The following is a 19273-nucleotide window of genomic DNA, read 5'->3' on the forward strand; positions in this document are numbered from 1 at the left end:
AAAGGGTGCTCATTGGCACCCTTTTATGACGTTTAAGGAGCATGTGTTAATTAATGTAGTACACGAGCTCGAATAGTACCGTCAATTTGCTTTAATTCTTCTAACGCTGCTTCTGCGTCATCTGAATCAACTTCAATCACTACATACCCAATTTCGGCATTGGTTTGAAGGAACTGAGCTGAGATATTGATGTTTTTCTCAGCAAACAATAAGTTGATTTTTGTTAACACACCCGGTTGGTTTTTGTGAATGTGTAACAAGCGGCTGCGACCTGCATGCTCAGGTAGTGACGCTTCAGGGAAGTTAACCGCAGAAAGCGTAGAGCCGTTGTCGCTATATTTAGCCAGTTTACCAGCTACTTCGATACCGATATTCTCTTGCGCTTCTTGAGTGCTACCACCAATGTGCGGCGTCAAAATAACATTGTCTAAACCGCGTAGTGGCGATTGGAATTCTTCATCATTACCTTTTGGCTCAACTGGGAATACGTCAATAGCTGCGCCAGACAGTTTGCCACTTTTGATTGATTCCGCTAATGCATCAATATCGACCACAGTACCGCGTGAAGCATTGATTAAGATAGCACCTTGCTTCATGGCTTCTAAGTCGGCCGCACCAAACATGTTTTTAGTTTGTGGCGTTTCAGGTACATGAAGTGATACCACGTCAGCCTTGGCTAATAGATCTAACTTAGAGACTTGCTTAGCGTTACCTAAAGGTAGCTTATCTTCTACATCATAGAAAATAACCTGCATGCCGATAGTTTCAGCCAAGATACCTAGCTGCGTGCCGATGTGGCCATAGCCGATAATACCTAGCGTTTTACCACGGGCTTCGTATGAACCTACAGCTGACTTATCCCAGCCACCACGGTGGGCTTTGGCATTTTTAGCAGGGATTTGACGTAATAATAATAAGGTTTGGCCTAATACTAGCTCAGCTACGCTACGCGTGTTTGAAAAAGGAGCATTAAATACAGGTACACCTAAGGCTTGTGCTGCACTTAAATCAACTTGGTTAGTACCAATACAAAAACAGCCTATGCCAACTAATTTTTCAGCAGCGTTTAAAACTTTTTCGGTTAAGTGAGTACGAGAGCGAATACCAATAAAATGAACGTCCTTGATTTTTTCAATCAGCTCTTCTTCAGGTAATGAAGTTTTCAAATACTCAATATTTGAATACCCATTGTTACGTAAGGTTTCCACGGCTGTTTGATGCACGCCTTCTAGTAGAAGGACTTTGATTTTATCTTTAGCTAAAGAATAGTTGCTCATTTTCTCTGACCAGTTGGGTATCGTTTACTACGCAAATAACTAGATATTCTGGTTGCTTGCGCCTCACGTACCGTAAAAATACATAAAACGAATCGATATAATTGTACTGTTTTTTATATCTCTTTTACACCGTTATTATCGGCGACCAACACGATATCTGCGCCGCGATGCGCAAACAAACCATTAGTGACAACGCCGACTATTTGGTTGAGTTGGGTTTCTAAGTGCATAGGGGCATCTATGCGTAAGTTGTGAACGTCTAAGATCACATTGCCGTTATCGGTAACGACCCCTTGGCGGTAGACAGGATCACCACCAAGACTGACAATTTCTCTGGCTACATAACTGCGTGCCATCGGGATAACTTCAACAGGTAGAGGAAATTCACCTAATGTGTCTACCATTTTGCTGTCATCAATTATGCAAACGAACTTTTTAGCGACAGCCGAAACGATTTTTTCTCGAGTTAACGCTGCACCACCGCCTTTGATCATGGCTTTATCCGCGTTTATTTCATCTGCGCCATCAACATAAACATCTAAACTATCTACGTCATTTAAGCTATATACTTCAATACCGAGTGCTTTTAATTTTTCGGTGGACGCTTCTGAGCTTGACACGGCACCTTTTATTTCATGCGCGATTGGCGCAAGTGCGTCAATAAAATAATTTACGGTAGAGCCAGTGCCAACACCAATGATGTCGCCTGGTTTGACAAATTTTACTGCGGCTTCGCCCACGGCTTTCTTTTTTTGATTTTGATCCACGTTTGGTTTACCTGTCGCTGGTTTATTAGTGTGTCTGACATTAAAACAAAAGCTTTTGCGGCTTATTGGCGTGCGCTAGCTTACTTGAACCAAGCTCTTTGATGGCTTGTTAATCGATGAGAAAATTTTGGCGGGTATGATACGTGAAAGCCTGATTATTCGCCATAAAAAAAGCTGTTATTCAAGCATGTTTAAAATGAAAATATTTCACTTGGGGTAATAATTGTCGGTAATGGCACATCCCAAGCTTGATTTGGTAAAGAAGGTAGATATTGGCAGTCATGCGCTAAGCCCACTAGTAAGGGTTTAGTTTGTGGTTGCAACAAGCTAAATGCGAAGGTGCGATCGTAATAGCCACCTCCCATGCCAAGCCTTTGCCCTTGCTGGTCAAAGGCGACTAATGGAGTAAAAACCACATCCAATTCTTTAACGGGACATATTGCTTGGCTTGATAGCTGGGGCTCACTAATACCAAATTTATTCAGGATTAAAGGCTCGTCTTTTTGGTATTGTAAAAATAACAGATGACCCGCTGTAAAAGGGTGCAATACCGGTAAATAAACCGTGATATTTTGTTGCCATAACCAATCAATAATTAAATGCGTATTTAGCTCACCATCATTGGCGAGATATATAGCCACGTTTTTAATTGGCTGTTGATGGCAATGCGAGTTAAACCATATTTTTACTTGCTTGAGTATAGATTGCGCAGCCGCTTGTTGCTGTTGTGGAGTCAGAGCTTGACGAGCTTGGCGTATTTGTTGGCGTAGGGCTTTTCTGGGTTCGAGAGCTTGTTTGGTCATCTTTGGTTTTATATTAATAGCGTTTATTTAATCAATGTCACGTACGACAATTGCTGGGTTATTAACAGGCGAAGATCATCGACTTGCTCTACAGGAAAAAAGAACTTTAATTGACCACCTTTGGTATAAGGGAAATGCACCAAGCCAACTTGATTTTGATCAGTTAGCCAAGCAAGTTGGCCGATGTCATAGTGAGTCAGATTTTGCTTATTAATTTTATCCAGTACCACTTGGCTTATTTGCTTGCCAGATAATTTGTGTTCATTAACTATGATGGCGTCGGGTGTCACCTGAATACAAGAGTGAATATTCTCAACCCATTGCTCAGATACTAATTTTTCGCTTGGCAGAAAACCGCCAATAAATGCGCCAATGAGCACAAAGCTAATCGCGCTAGCATATTCTTGGTTTGTGCAAACATAAATACTGGCGATTAAGGTAAAAAAACAAAATTGTTTTTGCCAATAAGAAAGGTGTAACCAGCGTTGTTTTATCTTTTGCCAAATGGGCATGTTTCATCCTGTGAGTATATAACCACTTGCTAAATTGTAGGGTCGATTTTACATCGACAAACCTTTCGTTAGCCGAAATAAATTCGGCCCTACAATGGAACGGGTCTTTAATCTCGCACGCTTTTCTACTTAGGTTGCTAATAAAACGAACTCAACAACATGTCAGAACTTTTGTGTCGCAGTACTATTATACGTCCTGATTCAGGTCTTGTTAACTCAAACTGGAATTAAGCGTAAGCCGAAATATGGGTTTCGCGAGGTAAGCTATTAGTGTGGTAATGGCGCTGTATTTTGAGTGCGCGCGTAGTGATACGTTCGTCAGCTTGGGCAATCGTATCGCTAAAACGTAGTGTTGCTTCAGAAGAATTTGCTGTAGCGGTTACGTTATTATCTTGATTAAGTGCGGCCGTTTCTTCATAGGCTAAAGAGGCTTTGGCTTCAAATACCGGAACAGGCTCAACGTTGATATTCTCAGCTTCTATTGCATCGGCTTTAATAACCTTGGCAGGTGCACTAGGTTGGCTGGGCGTTGCAGCGCTAACGTCGGGCGAATTTTGACTTGACTCTATTGTGTCTTGTAGCATTTCAGCTTGCGCTGACTGGCGTTTAGATGCCGCTTCTGCTGCAACACGACGATCCTGAGCTGAAGGTTCAGCAGGCGCTAGTGCGGCTCTTTGCACTTGCTCCATTTTACGGGCTGTAGCCTCAGGGTCGTTAGGCACTTCCGACACATCAATTTTGACTTCACCACCGACAGCGTAGCGATTACCATCAGGGCCTTTTTCATATTCATAGCTAGGTGAACCCGCATATTGGCCACCGATAGATGCGTGTGCTTGTTCATGCGTTTTGACTTCGCGATCACGCTCTTTTAATTCGGCTAGTTGTTGGCGTTCTTGCTCTTCTTGTTGAGCTTGCTGACGATCTTTACCACGATTTTCTTGATCGTCCGTCGCGTCTTTTTGTTCGCCTTGGTTTTGTACATCTTGCTGGCGTGACTCTTCAGCCTGAGCTTGTTGTTGTGATTTTATATAATCGTAGGTAAGAGGCTGCTGTCGGCCAGCTGCTTTTTCGCTATCTGAGCCTAAACCACGCTCGGCGGCGGAATTTTCGGATTCAGTGGTTTGCGGAATTAATTGACGGGCAAGCGCATCTTTACGGGCCTGCTCTGTGTGCGGGTTTGCCGTATTGAGATTTAAGTTAACAGGAAACTGGGTAACTATGTTCATGGTCAGTCAGTTTGCTCGTATACGCGCCTATCAAATTAAAAAACTATCGAATTAATCAGCGTTAAGCTTTTAAGTCGATAATTTTACCAATTACTTCGTCAGTTGTTTGTAACGCTTTGATATTGGCACTCGCGGCATTACGTTGCTCTAACAAAGAGGTTAATTTATCTGTAGTAGACGTTATTGGCTCACGGTTAGCGTTTTCAGCTAAGCTTTGTTCTTCTGCTTTGCTTTGTAATGCTTCGCGTTGTTGCGGCAAACTTTCTGATGCAATTTTGTGGGAGGTTTGGCTTATACCCTCTGATGCTTTTTGTAACCCTGCTAAACTTGTATTAAAAGCGGATCCAATTTGCATACAACCACCTATTGCAAAAAAACATATTGTTTGGCTGTGAAAAAAATCACATACCGACTACTACACCTCTTTCTATTATCGTATAAAAATCAGACAAATTAAAGTTTTTGATAGATCTTACAGCAATTATTGGTGAAGCTGTATATGCAAGCACTGATGGCCTTTTTACTGTTATTTTGCCAAGTTAAGCCATCTTAGATTGGTGGGACCCATTTAATCTCTATGCTTCGCGCAGGGGTGAACCTATGCTTCAGCATCCTTTATTCACAATTTCTCTACTTAAGGTCGATAATAAGCTTCCTCTGTAATTTCATGGTCTGTGAGTAGATGAGTCATTAAATCTGCCCATGAATCAAACAAAACATACCGGATTGTGACTCTGAAGTTTTCCCATAAAAAACGCTTTGAACCGTACTCTTGCCGACACTGTTGGTACGCTCCATCTGTCAATTCAAAGATTTGATGGTAGAAAAAGGCAAGCAAGGTCAGTAGGTACATGTTGTAACTTAAATTCTCGTGGCCATGACCGTAGTTATGTTCAACTTCATACCCTTGGTTTTTAAGGCTGTTGAAGCATTCGTTTTCTATTTTCCATCGACAGCGCCCTGCTTTCGCCAACGCAATCACATTGTCTTTATTTATCTCAATGTCACTGACCCAGCTACCAAGATATGTCTGTTTACCCTTTTTGATTTGCCGATATTCTAGATAATTGACATGGATACTCTTTTCGCCACCATGAAGTGGCACATCATTTTGCCAACTAAATTGGTGAGTCACGTCTTTTTCATCTGTGTATGACTGACTAGATAGTGACTCATAAGCCGCTAACCAGTCATACAGGTACTTATGGTCATCTTTCTTTGCCATAAATAGAAAGCTAAACCCTTCTGCCAATGTCGATTCGATTAAGGGTTGTTTCGACATTAAACCGTCACCGCAAATAATAAAGGATTGACGAGGGTGAGCTTTTTTCAGCCTTTTTACAAAGCGCTTAGCCGCATTCATTTCACAGTCTTGTTTTTTCGCACCGTCTGTATTTTTTATGGCTTCAGGCATAACCGGAATAACCTGTCGCTGACTTGGATGCATAATGGCACCTTGTAATACCGCATGGTTATAGGTGATTTCGCCATTACGATGTTGCTTCGTTAGGCAGCCGTCACAGTGGACACTTTTGGAGCTGTGGTATTGAGTTCCATCAATGGCACAAAGGAGTTTACCAGGTAGCACTTCAAAGCTTTGTAAGTGATGATGACGTCTAAGTCGTTCAAAGTAATCTTTAAAAACCGGTGCAAAGCATTCACTGTCTATGGTATCCAGAATGTCTTTCATCTGGTTGTCTTTGGGCGTCTCTTTGATACGAAATAGGGTATTTAAATTACTTCGTTGATACTTTCTCTCTAGTCTTTTTTGGAATTGAACCAGCGAAGGGTCTTGAAAATACATACAAGCAAACGCACTCATGACTGTATCGTGAAGGGTGTACGTGCACTTGCCTTGTTGACGAGGATCATCAAAACTTTCAATATGCGATGACATGGCTTTTCGCAACGCATCGAAACTAAGGTGCTTTTTACTTTTCGTTAAAGAATTCAAAATTATGCAAGCCAATTAATTATGGTATTAGCATGCAACACTTAAATCATTTTGTCTGTGATCTTTTTCCACACTTGTTGTGATCGATTGACCTATCTCGACAAATTTAGCGCGAAAACTTTATTTTTTAGTCCCTTGTAAACCTTGAATTCCTTGGCGTTGTGTATTTACCAATAATTGCTGTAGATCTTAATTGACTAAAGACGATCTTTTTACTCATTTTAAATTTTGGCTAAACCGAATTATTTCTTCAATAAAATCATCAAGATGCGAAATAAAAGGCGCGTGAGAAGCTTTAGCGAAAACTACTGACTCGGCAGAAGGTTGAAAAACTTTAATTTTTTCTATGGCTTTTTGCGGGACAAGCGCATCTAAGCGTCCATATAAACGCAGGGTAGGTAAGGTAATATTACTTATGTTTTTCCGTAAATCAGCTTGTTCTAATATGGTTAATCCGCCTTTTAATGCATTCAAATGGGGCGAAGGATATTCGAGTAATTGCTGTTTCAATTGGCGAATATCTTGTTTTGCAGTTGGGCTGCCCATGGCTTGAATGGCTAAAAAGCGTTCAAGTGTGACTTGATAGTCTTGTGCAAGCTGCTGCTGAAAACCGCTTAATACAGCGGGTTTAATACCTGGCCAGTCTGTTGTTTGACAAGCTTGAAAGTAAGGCGTGCTGGCAATGGTGATAAGTGCAGTGAGTTTACTTGGGTGGTGCAGCGCTAAGTACTGAGCTACCAAACCTCCCAGAGACCAACCAGCAATTATGCCAGGTTCATTAATATCATTGGCAATATCGTCGCTGATTGCCGCTAAAGTGTACGGTTCTAAATCACGCTGACTTTTATTACCAAATCCAGCAATATCTAAGCACTTTACGCGAAATTTAGTCGATAATTTTTCGACGACAGGTAACCAAACAGCTTGGTTCATGCCCCAACCATGGACAAAATAAATAAGCGGTTTATTATTCAAGTTATACTCTCAATCAAGGATGACACTATGCGATGGCCGCGCAGTCTAGCACAATTTTCGATAGGTAAGGGTGCAATGTCTTTACCTTGTTTACTGTGCGATGAGCCGCAAAACAATCATCATCATATATGCGATACTTGCTGGCACGACAGTTTACAGTTCAGCCTATGTCACTCTCCTATCGAATTAACACAACATCCACATGCATTAGCAACTATGGAGCTAAAGGCGATAGATGGTTTATGCGTACCTTTTATTTATCAGTGGCCGTTAAGCCATTTGATAACTGCATACAAATATCAGGATAAAACAGCTGTACGTGGTGCATTATCTGCGTTTGCGCAACAAGGCTTACAGCAATGGCAACTAGCAGGTGGTGTTGGAGGAAATGGTGAAGAGTTAAGTATTGACTTTAACAAAGCACCAGACGTTTGGACTCTGGTGCCAAATCATGCTTGGCGTTGGCTTAAGCGCGGGTTTAATCATCTCGATTATTTACAAACGATGGCACTGAATATATCTAATATAAAAGACGTGAGTGGCGGGATAACTCGAACCAAACATACCCATTCGCAAGCTAAATTAACTGCGCATAAGCGGCGTAAAAATTTAGCCTCGGCTTTTCAAGTGAATGTTGATCTGACAGGGCAGCACATTTTGTTGTTAGATGACGTGGTAACCACAGGAGCCACATTATCCTCTCTTGCCCAAACCTGTAAACAGGCTGGGGCTGTCAAAGTTTCAGCTTTTTGTTTAGCTTGGGCGCGTTTAGATTAACGCGCCTTAAAGCTTACTAAAAACAGCACGCTCAGCTTAAGGTTGTAGCATGCTACTGCTAAGCAGCAAGGCGTTATTAAATAACCGCTCAGTTCCTTTCCAGTATCCTCTGAACAGTAAATTATCAGTCCAAGCAATGATTAACCCGTGCTCTAACTTGTGGGCTGTCATTGCGGTTGAGTTATCTATCAGTTGCTGATTGGGCTGACTGGCGTAACCGGCTAATAATGAAGCCGAAGGATAGTTAATTATGTCACTAAATGGCGTTGCGGCTTCTTCCATGACAAGCTGCCTATTTTTAAATAGGGCAATTTCTGATTGGCTATAGCCAAAGGTTAAAGGGTGGCTGGTATCTAATACCCCTTGGAAAACGGCGCCACTAATGCGTTTTAACCCTTGTAGTTTTTCGCGTTCATTGAAAGCAAACTTGTCGTTTTCAAAGTAATTGTTTAACTCTTTGCGAGTTAAAAATGCATTATTAATTAATCCTTGATTGGCACACCATTTTGCAGCGCGTTTTTGTGCCAGCAATATTCCGCCATTTTTTACCCATGCCTGTATTTTTTCTGTAATGCTTTTTGGCAAGTCATAGTAGTAGCCGTCTGGCATATATAAATGAGTGTAATGCTTTAATTGGTATTGTTTTAAGCGATGGATATCTAATTTAACTAAAGGTATTTTTAGTTGGCTGTCGAAATGTTGCCACGCTTCTCCTGCTTCGTACGTATTAATGCCAGAGCCGACTAGCATGGCAGGGTTAATGGCTGTTAACGGCTTAAAGCTACTGCTGCCAAGGTCAACCCCGTTGACGCTTGTCCCGTGGTTAACCGCAGTAATTGTGGTGTGGTGTTGTTTACTGAATTCCGTCAGGTTTGTTATCGCTTGTTCTATATTGGTTTGGCTTTTGGGAAAGATCAATAATGTGCCAGCAGGGTATGTTTGATTTTGGTCGGCGACTTTAATGGTGAAATTGTCATAGGCGACTTTCACTTTAATGTTTGATTGTAATAACTTGGCCAAAAAGCTGGCGTTATTGCTGGTTTGCCAGTCGATGAGCCAAGCGTAATCTGTGTTGCTTAGTTGAGTTTGAGGTTGATAACGGTTGTTTGGTCGCCAAGCATTTTGTGATGATTTTATGCGGTGGAAACTACTTTGGATCGCAATCGCCTCAACACCATGAGATAGCGCTAAATTCCAGTTACTGACATCGTAAAATGTATTGTCTTTAAAGGTTTGACGTAAACTCAATAGGCTTTTTAGTAAGCGATATTGGCTTTGCTGCACGGGTAGCCAATATGAAGATTGGCTGGCATATTGTTTATCTTCATATTTGTAATCGCTGACCAGTGGATACACTTGGATTTTATGCCGATGTAATAAAGTCAGAAGATGCTCAATGTTGGCTGGATCTTTGCCGTGCAACAGGTAACCTACGGTATCGTCTCGTTTCGCTAATTTCTTACTTTCGGCAAAAAAGTTTCGTTTGTAATCGAGTAAGGTAACGCGGTTTTCGATGGCTGCGTCAACTAGGCTTTGCCCAGCAGTAAGTTGATTACGAATGGCTTGGGCAAAGGTGACAGGACCATTATGGCTGTCAATAACTTGTCCTAATGTTGAACCTTGTTCGTACAGAATACCAATTGACCCTTGCAGGTCAGGATAACTAGACGCCTTGCCTAAGTAAAAATCGTCAAATCGTTGCTTGCTAAAATAAGGTTGTTGTTGTTTATCGAATTTTTTTGCCGTGGCATCGGTTAGTAATTTGGTTAGTTGCTGATTTTTTTCTGGGGTTAGCGGGTTAACGCGGCTGGCGATTCCAGGCTGAAAAAAGTAACTATGTGCATGATGCATTTCGTGAAAGTCAGCGACAACATTAGGTCGGTAATGATGAAAAAAGCTTAAGCGTGCTTGAGTTTCCGGTTGATTCGCAGGGACCCAATCGCGGTTTAAATCAAACCAAAAATGATTGCCACGGCCTTTTAACCAGTTTTGTTGGTGTTCAATATGTTGCGCGTCTGCCACAGGATGTAGGCTAGCGTGGCTATTAGCCCATGTGGAATACCTAGCGTAACCATCAGGATTAATTACCGGTTCGATAAATACCACAGCATGCTGTAAATAGTCATCAATATCTGGGCGCGATAGCAGATTGTAGGCCAATTGCACAGCCGCATGAGCGCCGCTGGCTTCGTCGCCATGCGCGGTATAGCCCATCCAAATAAACAGCGGTAACTCGGTAACAACCGGTTTTTCCGCATTTGGGTTAGATAATTGCTCATGCCTGACTCTTAATTCATCAAGGCGTTTTATGTTTTGGCTATTAGAAATGGCATAAACGCGTAAATCTCGTTTTTCATGGCTTGAGCCTAAAGATAATATTTTGACGTGGGAATTATTGTCGGCCAGTTCATTTAAGTATTGGTGAATTTGATCAAACCGTAAATGGCGCGAGCCTAATTGCTCGGTGAAATAAGCTTGAGGTGAAACAATTTGTGCCCAACTACTGAATGCAGCTAGCAAGCTCAACAGAATGGCGACAGTTTTTAAGCATTTGAAAAACATATCAAAAAGAAATTTTATAAGCTGAATGCATAAGCAACTTGGATAATATAACCCAAGGTTACCAGAAAGTTGGCATCAAAGTCCCGAAAAGAGTATCATGTTTAATAATTTCCGAGTAATTTAGTCAGGTAATTGGTATGTCTGAAAACAGCCCGCTTATTAGTATTTCCGAAGCCGCCCAAGGCCACTTTGCCAAGTTATTAGAAACACAACCTGAAGGTACGCAAATTCGTGTGTTTGTGGTTAATCCTGGCACGCCAAATGCCGAATGTGGTGTTTCTTATTGTCCAGCTGATGCAATTGAAGATAAAGATATTCGCATCACTTTTTCAGCATTTGATGCCATTATCGATCCGGACAGTGAAGCTTATTTAGAAGAAGCCGTCATTGATTTCACAACCGATCAAATGGGTTCGCAACTAACACTTAAAGCGCCAAATGCGAAAATGCGTAAAGTGGCAGAAGATGCCCCTTTGCAAGAGCGTGTTGAGTATGTGTTAGAAAGCACTATTAACCCGCAATTAGCTAATCATGGCGGTAAGGTGATGCTGGCTGAATTGACTGAAGAAGGTGTTGCCGTACTACAATTTGGTGGTGGTTGTAATGGTTGTTCTATGGTCGATTTAACTTTAAAAGAAGGTATCGAAAAACAGTTGCTTGAGCAATTTCCCGGCGAGTTAACGGGTGTTAAAGATGCGACTGACCATGAGCATGGTGATCACTCATACGCGTAAGCATCGTTAAGCGTGAAGCCAAAGTTTAAAAAATGGATATATCAATTGGGGGCTAATCCACAACGTAGCGCCCAATTTTTTTGGCGCGGATTCGTGGCCTTTTGGCCTTGCGCCTTTTTAATTGCCTATGGCGCGGTTAATGAAAATATTTGGTTTTACCTTGGTATTACTTTACTGATCCCTGCTTTTATCTGTGCTATTTATGGCTATATCGGTATGTTGGCCAATCGTTTTGCACAAGTTATTGGGCATGCAGATAAGGCTAAGCAGCTTTTTGATTAAATATAGTCTTCTCACTCAGGTCTTATGGTTCATTGTCAGCGCTTACTCTCGACTTTGGCTCCTGCGTCGTCCTACTACCTAAATCCCTTTAGGCAACCCCAATCACATAGTAGAGCATATGCTCATGGGGATTCGAAGCTTGCCTGCATGGATGCAGGTAAGGGGCGTGAGCAGGACGCGGTAGCTTTGACGGCTTTGCCTACATGGATGTAGGTACTTAGGTTTCGTCTGGAACTAGAAACCTGCCCCTAAAACCTGATTGCTTTGACTATAAAACTTAATCCCAACCCACTTCATCACGGCATTTGCTATGTTCATTTTAAGTTTAATGCGTCAATCGCTTCGTTTTTGTTTTCTTTCGCTCGCTTTATTGACCTATTCGGTTAGCTGTTTTGCTCAACAGCATGCGGTGATATTGCAGTATCATCATGTTGCCGAAAATACGCCACCTGTCACCAGTATTAGCCCAACTGGCTTTAGTCAGCATATGCAATATTTGGCTGATGAGGGGTATCAGGTACTCGCATTACCTGACATAGTACAGCGGATTAAAAGCAACCAAGCATTACCGGAAAAAGCCGTCGCCATTACTTTTGATGACGGTTATGCCAACCTAATGGAGCATGCTATACCTGAGTTAATCCAGCGGGGGTGGCCGTATACTATTTTTATCAACCCTGGCTTAGTTGGTAAAACGATTTATATGGATTGGCCGCAAATTAAAAATGTGGCTAAGCAAGGGGCAACAATTGCTAATCATGGCTGGCAGCATGATTATTGGGTGCGGCCAGAACAAGGCATGAGTCAGCAAGCTTGGCGAGATAAAGTTGAGCAACAAATACTCACGGCCGAACAGGAAATCGCCAAGCAAACCGGTCAGCGTCATAAAATGGTAGCCTACCCTTATGGTGAATATGATTTGTCATTAGCCAATTGGCTGGAAGAGCAAGGTTTTATTGCCTTTGGTCAACATAGTGGCCCAATGAGTCGCTATAGTCATTGGCAAAGTTTGCCGCGATTTCCCGCCAATGGCATTTACGCTAACTTAAATACATTAAAAACTAAATTGGCCAGTTTACCGTTTCCAGTTAAAGCTACTCGCTATATTGAACCTGTTGTTAAGCAACCATTTAAGCCAGTGTTAGATATTGAGTTTGAGCAAGTGCAAGATTTTAGCTTACAGCAAATAAACTGCTTTGTGGCGGGGCAAGACAAACCAAAAGTGACAATAGTGAATACTAAACACATTCAAGTACAAGCCTCTCAGAGCTTAACTGAAGGCCGTCATCGTTATAACTGTACTGCGCCGAGCCGAGCTAAACCTGGGCAGTATTATTGGTTTTCGCAGCCGTGGTTGCGTGTGCCTTGATTAAGCATATTGTGGTTAGCGAAAAGGCATCATTTCTACGGTAAAAGCGTTACCCGCGATAAAGCGTTTTGAATGCTCCGAAATGCGAGCGGCAGGTAATAAAGCAGGGCCAGTAGGCTCTGCTAGTACATAATGTGTACCGTCTACCTCAACATAATCATCAGATTTTTGATAGGGAATTTGTATACCTATTAATGCATGGTCGGGGAGCAGAATAATCGCAATGCCAACCCGAGGAAAAACTCCGCGTAATATACTCGCCATTAACGTGGATTTACTATCGCAATCGCCTTTGTTTTCTAGCAACAGTCGGTTAGGTGGATTAAAGCCAGCACCATGTGAGTCGCGGCGATTTTCTAAATCTTGGTAAGGAATGCTTTGCACAAACGCCAATATATAGTTAATGATATAACGAGTGGGGTAACCGCCATACTCGGTTGCAATGTATTGATTGAGTGGGGTTAGTAAGTTCATTGACTCGATTGCAAAGCGAGTGTAAGCCGGTTTGATACCTAGGTGGCCATAGCTATCTGTCGTGCGCTCGTAATAAGAATCCAGCAAAAATTGATTTTCTATTTCCTGCTTGGTTTGTAAAGCTTGTTGTAAAATCTGACTGGTTTTTTGTTTATTTCTTCCTTTAACTTGGATCTCTAATTCACCAGAACGTTTTAAAACATACACTTGCGCGCCGCGTTTAGATAGTTTGGGTAAGCTTTTTCGCAGTCCGACTTCTATGTTGCGTAAAGCAACAGCCGGTTTGTAGCGTTTGAAACTACGAAATGTGTCATGCATTTGCTGAGCGTCAAAAGCCAGTTCAATTTTATGGTCTTTATTGTCTAAGCCTTGCCAGCCATAGCTTAAGGTTACGGCATTTTTACCCACTTTTTTGTTGAATAAGGTTTGTTCAGCTTGGATTGCCAACGGGCAACATAAAGCCAAATAGCATAGGTAACGCCGAGTGTTAGCTAGCATAATTTTGCTTTTAATTCTCCAGTCTAGCAATTTTATATAATTGCACTATTATAACATTGGATTAACGAAATCTTATCCAAATCAACCATTTGTAAACTATAGTATAGTCAAGCCATTCAGTTTTAAGCTCCCTTGATATTTATTCAATAGAATGACAGGAGCGAAACACGGTTAATGAAGCCTTAAACTTAACGGTAAGACTATATATTCGTTCTAAATCTAATTTGCCAATGCCTTTGGAGTAGCAGTGGACCTGAATGTCCTTAAACAGTTTCGGCAAGCCTTCGCGAAAACATTAGCGACAAATGCACAATTGAGTGTAATACAAACGATCCAGGCGTTTGTTGCTAATTGGCTAACGAACGCAAAATTGATTGATATTCATGTGGTCACTGTCAGTCAGGACTACGACGTAAGCGTGATGGATAACGGCTTTGATATCCTTATAAACGTCGAAGGCGGCGTTTGCCTTTCCTATACAGATTATCAACTGAATCTTGAACAACAAGCTTGGATGTTATCGGCCCTAGCTGATATTTATGAGGCAAGTGATAATCAGCAAGTAAACTCTGAAGTTAGTACTTACATACCAATCGAAACTGCGCTTATTGAAGTGCCTGATATTGTTTATAGCTTGCGCTTAGTTCAAGACCAGCTTATTTACGAACAGGCTAATTCTGCATTGGCTAATATGCTCGGCGTAACTATCGATGAAATTCTTGGTAAAACAGAACAACACTTTTTAATTGATGAGCTAGTAGAGATCAATTTAGAGCATTACTGGCGAGTACTTAATGGTGAATCTGATGTTATTTTAGAACAAGAGTGGCAGTTTAAACATCAAGATGGCAGCCGAGTTTTGGAATCGCGATTGGCACCTAAGGTTAACCCTCAAGGGGAAACAGAGGGGGTTTTGGTCATTAGCCGCGATGTTTCTTACCGAAAACGTCAATTTGTGGTCCAGCAGCTTGTGTTTGATAACTCAGCCAATGGTTTGCTGATGTTAGATAAAAAAGGCATTTTTCGCGCTAATCAGCAAGCACTCAATTTATTGCAGCTTGCCAATGAAAAAAGTCTTATTGGCCAAACCTTATTAAATTTAAGTCCTGAAAAGCAACCCGATGGTCAACCATCAGATAAAAAATTAGCCATTATGGAAAAATTGGCTGACATGTGCGGCCAACATAAATTTGATTGGATGTTTCAAAGCGCGACCGGCCAAGCTTTTCCAGCTGAAGTTAATATGCATCGAGTTTGTGAAGAGCAGGACTCGTGGTGGTTGATCACTTGGCACGATATATCAGAGCGCAAAGCCAAAGAAAACCGCCTACGAGAAGACAGAAAACAAGCCAGAGCAGTCGCAGAAGCGAAAAGTCAGTTTTTGGCCAATATTAGCCATGAAATTCGGACTCCGTTAAATGCGGTGATTGGCCTAACTCAACTTTGTATTACAGAAAGCCCTACCGGTAAAGTCGGTGATTATATCGACAAAATATACAGTGCTTCCCAGTCGTTATTGTCACTCATTAATGATGTATTAGATTTTTCTAAAATCGAAGCGGGCAAAGTTGTTCTTGAAAATATCGAGTTTTCAGTAACAGATATGTTGCAGGCGTTAACTGACATCTTTTTGCGTTCAGCGAGAGAGAAAGGTTTAGATTTTGTGTTTGATGTTTCGCCTGATGTACCGGCATTTTTGCGCGGTGATCCGGTGCGGATTAAGCAAATATTTATCAATTTAATTGGTAATGCGATTAAATTTACTGCCAGTGGTTCGGTCAAGGTAGTGCTGAGCATGACAACATTGGAGAAACAGCAGTGGTTGCTTGAAGCGAAAGTTGTTGATACGGGGGAAGGTGTAAGTGCTGAAAAACAATCTGCGCTGTTTGACGCTTTTACGCAAGCTGATTCGTCAACCACACGTCATCACGGCGGCACAGGACTTGGTTTAGCTATTTGTAAGCGCTTATGTGAAATGATGGAAGGTCACATAAGTGTATCGAGTGAGCAAGACTTAGGCAGCGAATTTCATTTTAATGTTAGGGTGAGTGAAGCCAAACGACAAGAACAGCAAGAGGCGAACCTCGCGCAAACTGAGCAAAGAGTTTGTTTAGTGGCAGATAACAGTGATGAATCGGTTTGGTTGCAAAAATGGTTAACCCATCAAGGCACCAATTTACATATTGTTGCGCCGGACACCTCCTCATTAATGGTTGACGATATTATTATCTTGCCGACGCCTTTGTTGTTAACCGATTACTTGTTTAGTTTTGATAATCTTTTTGTGTGTTGTTACTTTGATGAGCTACCTCTTTTACAAGCTAATTTTGGTGTTCACCACAAGCAAGTGATTGAAAAACCCTTGTTAGCGTCGCAGCTTGTGAAAAGATTAGCTCCTACTCAATTATTTGTTGAAACTAAACAGCTTGTACAAAGTCAGCAACCTAAACCGGTATTTGATGGAGAAAAAGTGCTGGTGGTGGAAGATAATCAAATTAATCAAATTGTGGCGGTGGAGTTGTTGAAGCAGCTTAATATTCAAGCTGATGTGGTTGATGGGGCAAAACCAGCTTATGAGGCGCTGCAAGATCACAATTACAGTTTGATTATTATGGATATCCAAATGCCGGAAATCGATGGCTACGAAGCGACGCAATACATTCGTGAACATATTTCCCAGCAAATCCCCGTTATTGCTATGACGGCAAATGCAACAGATGAAGATCGGCAAAAAAGCAAACAAGTGGGGATGAATGGTTATGTAACCAAACCGGTCGACTTAAAGTTACTGCGCGACGAGCTTTCACGATTTCTGCTTAACAAACAAACGGATGAAGTCAAAGCCAGCCATAGCCAAATGTCAGGTTTACCGAAAATATTACCTGGCTTAAATGCCCAGCGAGGCTTGCATCAATTATCGGATAGTGAGTTAGCTTATGTGTCCGGGCTAAAGCGTTTCCACCGAGCCTATCTTAATTTTGCTCAGCAAGTGATTGCATGGTATCACGAGGGCAACGTTGGTTTGCTGGAAAACAAATTATTTGAAGCGCACGCCGCAGCTGACACGATTGGTGCTGAAAAGCTTTCAGCCGCATGCGAGGCTTGGTTACATCCGCAAGGGCGTGATCACGAAAGTATCATTCACGGCTTTGAAGCAGCATTGAGTGAAGTGTTAAATACTATTGAGTTTGTATTAAAACAAACCGAAGTTGAAAGGCACCAACAGGCATTACTTACCCAAACTGAGCTTGGTGCATTAATTGCCAAATTAGTCGATAACGAATTTGTTGATATGGAGCTAGTCAGGCAGATTTCCGATAAAGTTCCGGATAAATATCGCGCTAAATTCGACAAAGCGCAAAAATACATTGAAGATTTTGACAATCAAGCGGCAATTGACGCACTAAATAAGCTTGAGCAATCCATGTTTAGTCAATAATATAGATCTTAATTGACGTGTGTCAGCTGAGCTTTATAAAAAATTTTACAAAAATGGAATTGAGATAACCCCTCTATCTATCATTTTTTGTCATTAGTAAGTTTCTGCTTACCCTGTCACATATTCAAAACATAACAATAAGTTATTCCTATTTTGCTGGCTAGTACACTGACTATTTACACTGGGCTGGTTTAAAATATATAGGATGCTATCTAACATTTATCTTTACTATACATTGGAAACCCGACATGCGTAACGCTGGGATACTTCGCCCTCTAGGCTTTTTACTGGTTGCAAGCCTTTGCTCTTGGTCAGTATTAGGTCAATCATTTGATCCTCGACCTCAAATGACTACTTTCATGGAAAGTAAGCAATTTGCTGAAGCTTACCAGTTAGGTGAGAAGTATTTTGATGAATGGGCAGGGGATACCAAATTTGATTTTTTATATGGTATCGCCGCGCGTAAAACGAATAATCACCAAAGTGCTATCTTTGCTTTTGAGCGGGTGATTATAAACTTACCCAACGATATTCGCGCCCGTGTTGCGTTAGCTATTGCGTATTTTGAGTTAGATAACTTTAAAGCGTCGCGTCGAGAGTTTTTACAAGTACTAGAAAAGAACCCACCCAATCATGTTGTCGCCCAAGTAGATCGTTATATAAATTTGATGGATCAAAAAATTCGCATGCAGCGTATGCGCTTGTATGGCAGTTTTTCAGCCGGCATTGGCTATGACGATAATGTGTCTTCTGGGTTAGAAGAAGGCTCAGTTAAAGTTGTACTGGGGAATCAATTGCTTTTTGATGTGCCACTTCCAATTCAAAGTGATAATCAGAGACAGGTAAACCTCAATTTAGCTTTCGATTATCCAATTACTAAAGATGACACGATTTCTATTAGTCTAGCCGGTGGTGACACTAGCTATAGTGAACTGGATGATTATCAAAAAACCTTTGCTGATATGAAGTTATCATATAATGGTGTTTTTGAAGACTCGATTTACTCCTATAAATTAACGGGTTCATTTCAGCCATTTTGGTTAGGCGGTGAAAAATATCAAGACACTTTGGCCATTATGCTTGATAACACTTGGCGTTTAAGTAGCGGCTCTAGTGTCGGATTAAATCTAGCGTATAGCGACGTGGACAATACCGAGAGCGATAACCTTGATTTAAATACAACTTCTATTCGAGTTAGCTATTTAACTTTCGCGTTTGGCTCTGCTCATGTATTTGCTGTGGGCGGTGCGGCCGATCGCGTCAAGCAGTTAGATGAAAAGTCGCAACATAATGAAAAAAATGCATTAAGTCTCAGTTATCGCAATATTTGGCCATTAACCTCAAGGGTTAGGTTAAACAGTATGTTGAGTTATACCAATAGTAAATATTTGAAAGCGAATGTTGCATTACCGTTGGCCGACGAAAACGAATTGCCTTTTACTATTGTTCGTAATGATGACACTGTATCCGCTTCGCTTGGAGCCGATTTTAATATCAATGATGATTGGGTTTGGAATAGCAAAATCAGTGTCGTTAATAAGTCGAGTAATCACCCGTTATATGTATTTGACAAGCAAGTGATTACAACTGGCGTTAAGTTTAAGTTTTAGGTGTGGACAGA

General features: G+C 41.4%; 16 protein-coding genes. 6 read left to right on the plus strand and 10 right to left on the minus strand.

All coding sequences use genetic code 11. The annotated features are described in order from the left end of the window. Positions 1-50: 50 nt before the first annotated feature. The 8 genes from serA to bioH all read right to left on the minus strand — a co-directional run bounded on the left by serA (position 51) and on the right by bioH (position 7517). Positions 51-1277: a phosphoglycerate dehydrogenase gene (gene serA / locus C2869_RS11280; protein ID WP_108603036.1), complete on the minus strand. Its 1227-nt coding sequence runs from the start codon at positions 1275-1277 to the stop codon at positions 51-53. 113 nt (positions 1278-1390) lie between these two features. After that, complete coding sequence (rpiA, locus tag C2869_RS11285; RefSeq protein WP_108603037.1) at positions 1391-2044, minus strand: ribose-5-phosphate isomerase RpiA; 654 nt, start codon at positions 2042-2044, stop codon at positions 1391-1393. Positions 2045-2235: 191 nt separating this feature from the next. Further along, a complete protein-coding gene (locus tag C2869_RS11290) occupies positions 2236-2847 on the minus strand; it encodes a 5-formyltetrahydrofolate cyclo-ligase (protein WP_108603038.1) in 612 nt (203 codons plus the stop codon). 23 nt (positions 2848-2870) lie between these two features. Next, a complete protein-coding gene (locus C2869_RS11295; protein WP_108603039.1) occupies positions 2871-3359 on the minus strand; it encodes a hypothetical protein in 489 nt (162 codons plus the stop codon). 227 nt (positions 3360-3586) lie between these two features. Further along, complete coding sequence (locus C2869_RS11300) at positions 3587-4588, minus strand: putative metalloprotease CJM1_0395 family protein (RefSeq protein ID WP_108603040.1); 1002 nt, start codon at positions 4586-4588, stop codon at positions 3587-3589. Positions 4589-4649: 61 nt separating this feature from the next. Then, entirely contained in the window at positions 4650-4943 is a 294-nt protein-coding gene (locus C2869_RS11305; RefSeq protein ID WP_108603041.1) for a hypothetical protein, read from the minus strand. 279 nt (positions 4944-5222) lie between these two features. Beyond that, complete coding sequence (locus C2869_RS11310) at positions 5223-6485, minus strand: hypothetical protein (protein ID WP_108601012.1); 1263 nt, start codon at positions 6483-6485, stop codon at positions 5223-5225. A 273-nt stretch (positions 6486-6758) separates the two neighbouring features. Further along, the gene (gene bioH, locus C2869_RS11315) at positions 6759-7517 is read right to left on the minus strand and encodes a pimeloyl-ACP methyl ester esterase BioH (RefSeq protein WP_199915559.1); all 759 of its coding nucleotides are present in this window, start codon (positions 7515-7517) and stop codon (positions 6759-6761) included. 27 nt (positions 7518-7544) lie between these two features. Here bioH and C2869_RS11320 point away from each other — a divergent pair, with 27 nt between their 5' ends. Then, entirely contained in the window at positions 7545-8294 is a 750-nt protein-coding gene (locus tag C2869_RS11320; protein ID WP_159084140.1) for a ComF family protein, read from the plus strand. A gap of 36 nt (positions 8295-8330) precedes the next feature. On the opposite strand, the gene C2869_RS11325 is transcribed toward C2869_RS11320, so the two are convergent. Then, positions 8331-10856 carry a M14 family zinc carboxypeptidase gene (locus tag C2869_RS11325; RefSeq protein WP_108603043.1) on the minus strand — a complete coding sequence of 842 codons (2526 nt, stop codon included), beginning with the start codon at positions 10854-10856 and terminating at the stop codon, positions 8331-8333. A gap of 137 nt (positions 10857-10993) precedes the next feature. On the opposite strand from C2869_RS11325, the gene nfuA reads away from it, so the two are divergent. The 3 genes from nfuA (at position 10994) to C2869_RS11340 (ending at position 13241) form a co-directional block, all read left to right on the plus strand. After that, positions 10994-11590: a Fe-S biogenesis protein NfuA gene (nfuA, locus tag C2869_RS11330; RefSeq protein WP_108603044.1), complete on the plus strand. Its 597-nt coding sequence runs from the start codon at positions 10994-10996 to the stop codon at positions 11588-11590. A 12-nt stretch (positions 11591-11602) separates the two neighbouring features. Beyond that, entirely contained in the window at positions 11603-11872 is a 270-nt protein-coding gene (locus C2869_RS11335; protein ID WP_228710655.1) for a hypothetical protein, read from the plus strand. A 310-nt stretch (positions 11873-12182) separates the two neighbouring features. Further along, entirely contained in the window at positions 12183-13241 is a 1059-nt protein-coding gene (locus C2869_RS11340; RefSeq protein ID WP_108603045.1) for a polysaccharide deacetylase family protein, read from the plus strand. A gap of 15 nt (positions 13242-13256) precedes the next feature. On the opposite strand, the gene C2869_RS11345 is transcribed toward C2869_RS11340, so the two are convergent. After that, positions 13257-14213, minus strand: coding sequence for a hypothetical protein (locus tag C2869_RS11345; protein WP_108603046.1), 957 nt, complete (start codon positions 14211-14213; stop codon positions 13257-13259). Positions 14214-14460: 247 nt separating this feature from the next. Here C2869_RS11345 and C2869_RS11350 point away from each other — a divergent pair, with 247 nt between their 5' ends. Then, positions 14461-17652, plus strand: a complete 3192-nt coding sequence (locus C2869_RS11350; RefSeq protein ID WP_108603047.1) for a hybrid sensor histidine kinase/response regulator — start codon at positions 14461-14463, stop codon at positions 17650-17652. 248 nt (positions 17653-17900) lie between these two features. Further along, on the plus strand, positions 17901-19262 hold the full coding sequence (locus C2869_RS11355) for a porin family protein (protein ID WP_108603048.1): 1362 nt from the start codon (positions 17901-17903) through the stop codon (positions 19260-19262). Positions 19263-19273 lie beyond the last annotated feature (11 nt).

It is taken from the genome of Saccharobesus litoralis, from assembly GCF_003063625.1.
Lineage (GTDB): Bacteria > Pseudomonadota > Gammaproteobacteria > Enterobacterales > Alteromonadaceae > Saccharobesus > Saccharobesus litoralis.